Here is a 4,266-nt window from a genome sequence, read left to right on the forward strand (position 1 = left end):
AATGCCAAAAGGTTTGGAATACTGGTGGATGATTTTTTCGTATAAACTGTCTTAATGTTGCTAACATCGCAATGGTGGCTGGAAAAAATCCAAAAATCACAAATCCACTTATCGTAAAAAGAATCCATAATAGATTAATATATGCAAGTCTTGCTATCCAATCACAAAAAGTATAAACAGCATTTGAAAATGAACCTAATTGCATGGTGATCCCTCCTTATCAATAAATATATCATGCACAAAATGCCAGCGTTTTCTTTTTGGTAATAAAGTAAAAATTTTATCTAAAAGGTAAAAATAAAGCCAGAAATAGGTGGGAAAGTTAGCAAGATTAACTATTGAATAAGGGGCATGATAAAAGTGGTAAAAATTTTCCCAATAATGTAAAAATTCAATATTGTTGAAAGCGATTTCAGTAACTATACTAAATCTAGAATATAGAAGAAGGGGTGAAATTCTTGAATAGCGAAGTAAAGGTCGAAACAAAAGTGGTACATACGCCAAAAAGTAAAGTGCGCAAGAGAGCAAAAAATAGAACTCCTTTTAGTGGCTGGAAGGAGAATTTAGCAGGGTATGCATTTATTGGACCAATGTTTATTGGGACTTCTATATTAGTATTATTTCCTATACTCTCTTCATTTGTTTTAAGTTTTACCGATTGGAATTTTGTCGCTGGCTATGAAAATGCTAAATTTGTAGGGCTTGAAAATTTCTCGAAATTACTTACCAATGCATTATTCCTGAAAGGATTATTCAATAATGTTCTCTTAATTTTAGCAGTACCGATAACTTTACTTATATCTCTTGCATTAGCTGTGATCATTAATAAATATGTTTATATGAAAGATCTGTTTAAAGTCATCTATTTTATGCCGTTTATTTCGAGCATTGTAGCCGTTGCGGTTGTCTTTCAAGTGCTTTTTCATCCAACGAAAGGTCCTATCAATCAATTACTGTTGACGCTTGGGGTTAAAAATCCACCTGGTTGGATTGCAGACGTTACCTTTGCGTTACCATCAGTTATGTTAATTATGATTTGGACAGGAATTGGTTTTAACTTAATCATTTACTTGGCAGGACTGCAGAACATACCAAAGGAATTATATGAAGCAGCACAAATGGATGGCGCCTCTGCTTGGTCTCAATTTAGAAAGATTACGATTCCGTTAGTGTCACCAACAACTTTCCTATTGTTTGTTACAGGCGTTATTTCGAGCTTCAAAGTATTTGATTTAATCATTGTTTTAACAAATGGTGGTCCAGCAAATTCAACGATTACACCAGTTGTTTATTTGTACCAGCAAGCATTTGTTGAATTAAAAACAGGGTATGCTTCAGCCATTTCATTGGTTATGTTTGTTATTATTTTGATCGTTACCTATATTCAATTTATTGGGCAGAAAAAATGGGTGAATTATTAATAGAAAGGAGCAGTCGATATGGTAGAAAGATTAGATATAAGAAAATTGATCATGACCGTCATTATGGTTCTAATAGGAATTGCTTTTCTAATGCCATTTTTGTGGATGATCTCTGCTTCTTTTAAAGTAGAAGAAGATGTATTAACGTTTCCGATTCAATGGATTCCTCAAAATTGGAATGTGGTTGAAAATTATAAAGAGGTTTGGACCGGTTCCATGCCATTCCTTCTATTATATTGGAATTCTATTAAGGTAACGGTTCTAACGACATTGGTTTCTTGTACGATATCCTGTTTAGCAGCATATGGATTTGCCAAAATTAATTTTAAAGGAAGAGAGTTCATCTTTTTAATCGTCTTGGCCACTTTCATGATTCCACCTCAAACGCTGTTAGTTACTCAATTTCTGTTATATAGATGGCTTGGCTTATATGATACTCACACCGGTCTAATTCTATTAAATAGTTTTAGTGTATTTGGAACGTTTATGCTGCGCCAATTCTATCTTGGAATTAGTAATGAAATTATTGAATCAGCGAGAATGGATGGAGCTGGTCATTTAAGAATTTTTACTTCGATTGCTTTGCCATTAGTAAGACCAGCGATTGCAACCTATGCGATCTTACGTTTTATTTGGACCTGGAATGACTTCCAAAATCCATTAATCTTCCTAAGATCAAAAGAATTATTTACCATTCAACTTGGTGTCCAAAGTTTTTCGGATCAACATGGCAGCGTTTACTCATTGATGATGGCAGCATCTGTTTCCGCTATTTTACCATTACTGATTATCTTCATTATCGGACAGAAAAACGTCATTGAAGGTATACAGCTGGGTGGGGTGAAAGGTTAAACATGGTGTGTACTCCTTCTTTATATTAAGAGAGAGTTACTATACAAACTAAAAATAAGGGGGAAAATATTTTGATGAAAAGATGGGGTTCATTGTTACTAGTGGGACTTTTTGCAATCTTTATGTTAGTTGCTTGTTCCGGAAACGATAAGGCTTCAACAGATGAAGAAAAACCTGATACATCTAAGGAAGAAGTGACCTTAAAATTTGTCCACTGGATCAATGAGGATGTTGGAAAATGGGAAAGTGTCATTGCAAAATACGAAGCAGAGCATCCAGGAGTAAAAGTGGAATCCATCCCACTGGTTGAAAATATGAACACTCAGGATTATTTCAAACAGTTAGATTTAATGGCCTCTGCGGGTGATGATATGGATTTGATTTTGTTCAACCAACCTCAAGAGCTAGCAAAACGAATTGGTGCCGGACTGGTAGAACCCATCACTAAATTTACTAAGGCAGAAGGCATGGATATTAATAAAGTATACAATAATACCTATCCTGCTTTTGATGGTGAATACTACGGCTTGCCAATGAAAAATATCACGCTGCTTGTTATGCTTAATAAAGCACATCTTGATGAGGCTGGCTTAAAGATTCCGACTGAATGGACATGGGATGACTATACGGATTACGCTAAAAAGCTGACGACAGACAAGCATTATGGATCGTATTTACACTCATGGCATTTCTTCCATTCAAATTTAAAACTAATGGGTAAAGCAAAGGATAATTTAATATTAAAAGAGGATGGAACATCAAATGCAACTGATCCAACTTTACGCGCATCATTAGAACTACGAAATCAATTAGAAAATGTAGATAAGTCATCTGTTCCATTTACTGAAATATTATCGCAAAAGCTAGATTATCGTCAGCAATTCTTTAGTCAATCCGCATCCATGGTTCCTACTGGCAGCTTTATGATTAGTGAATGGGGTCAATTTATACCTGAATTTGAAATCGCATGGGCACCATGGCCGAAAACAAAGGCAAGCGATGAAGCACTTGCACCAATGAGTGGAGATTTAATTACCATCGCTAAAAGCTCAAAACATAAGCAAGAGTCATATGAATTCATGCGTTGGTTGACTACAGAAGGTATTGTAGACCAAGGAATCTTTACACCGGCATGGAAGGAAGCAGATATGAGCAAATCATTAGAAGCAGTGGTGAATGGAACCAAAAAACCTGAAGCCATTCATATGGAATCATTGGAGAATGCACTTACCACCGTTAAGCCTATTGAAGTCATTGCTCCACCAGCTTATATTAATGAAGCATGGGGCGAATTTGGTGCAGAGGTAGAATTATATCTCCTTGGTGAACAGGATCTTGATAAAACAATGAAAAACATCGAAAAAAGAGTACAAGCGGTAGTAGATGCTAACAAATAATTAGAATATTCATGCTATAATAGAGGGAAAACAAAAGTTTTCTCTCTATTATTATTTTCTTTAGTTGTTGGAAGCGGTGATCATCAGTGAGGTTTTTATGGAAGAAAATAACTCAAATGTCACTAAGAATGAGATTAATCATTTCTGTCATTCTTTGTATTCTATTTCCGTGGGTAAGTACGTATATCGTATCAGACTATTTTACAAAAGATGTATTAGAACAACGTGCAGCAACACAATCAGAGGATGATTTAAGGATGTTAGAATTAGGGATAAAGAGTATGTTAGATGATATGATGTATACCTCTAATTATATTCAATTTGATACGAACATGAATCAGTTACTAAAAACGCATAAGTTAATTGATGCAGATTCCGCTAACGTAAAACAAAAAATCGCCCTAAATTATATACACATATCGAATGAATTGTCTGGAATTACTGATTTATTAATGCCTCTGTATATTACCATTTTGTTTAAAAATGATTTATTTTACACCAATTATTCTCAAATAGATTTTAATCCTTTACAATTTAAAGAAAAACCATGGTTTGAAAAATTGGAACACTTAAGTTTTTATCAAACGTATTGGTTA

Annotated in this window: 4 protein-coding genes and 1 pseudogene; 4 read left to right on the forward strand and 1 reads right to left on the reverse strand. The window is 34.5% G+C overall.

Going from position 1 to position 4,266, the window contains the following annotated elements; genetic code table 11:
* A partial coding sequence (locus V7124_RS15600; protein ID WP_335490658.1) for a DUF624 domain-containing protein occupies window positions 1-205 on the reverse strand: 205 nt, incomplete at its 3' end.
* A 253-nt stretch (window positions 206-458) separates the two neighbouring features.
* Here V7124_RS15600 and V7124_RS15605 point away from each other — a divergent pair.
* From V7124_RS15605 to V7124_RS15620, 4 genes and pseudogenes are all read left to right on the forward strand, one after another.
* Complete coding sequence (locus V7124_RS15605) at window positions 459-1,421, forward strand: carbohydrate ABC transporter permease (RefSeq protein ID WP_335417292.1); 963 nt, start codon at window positions 459-461, stop codon at window positions 1,419-1,421.
* A gap of 18 nt (window positions 1,422-1,439) precedes the next feature.
* Window positions 1,440-2,273, forward strand: a complete 834-nt coding sequence (locus tag V7124_RS15610) for a carbohydrate ABC transporter permease (protein ID WP_335417290.1) — start codon at window positions 1,440-1,442, stop codon at window positions 2,271-2,273.
* Window positions 2,274-2,347: 74 nt separating this feature from the next.
* Window positions 2,348-3,670: an ABC transporter substrate-binding protein gene (locus tag V7124_RS15615; RefSeq protein WP_335417340.1), complete on the forward strand. Its 1,323-nt coding sequence runs from the start codon at window positions 2,348-2,350 to the stop codon at window positions 3,668-3,670.
* Window positions 3,671-3,786: 116 nt separating this feature from the next.
* Window positions 3,787-4,266: pseudogene (locus tag V7124_RS15620) on the forward strand (hypothetical protein); the annotation flags it as partial.

The organism is Neobacillus niacini (assembly GCF_036961885.1).
Taxonomy (GTDB): Bacteria; Bacillota; Bacilli; order Bacillales; family Cytobacillaceae; genus Neobacillus; species Neobacillus niacini_H.

Excerpts from the sequence above, each read along its gene's own strand:
- V7124_RS15610 (WP_335417290.1), top strand. The coding sequence starts at position 1,440 with ATGGTAGAAAGATTAGATATAAGAAAATTGATCATGACCGTCATTATG.
- V7124_RS15615 (WP_335417340.1), top strand. The coding sequence starts at position 2,348 with ATGAAAAGATGGGGTTCATTGTTACTAGTGGGACTTTTTGCAATCTTT.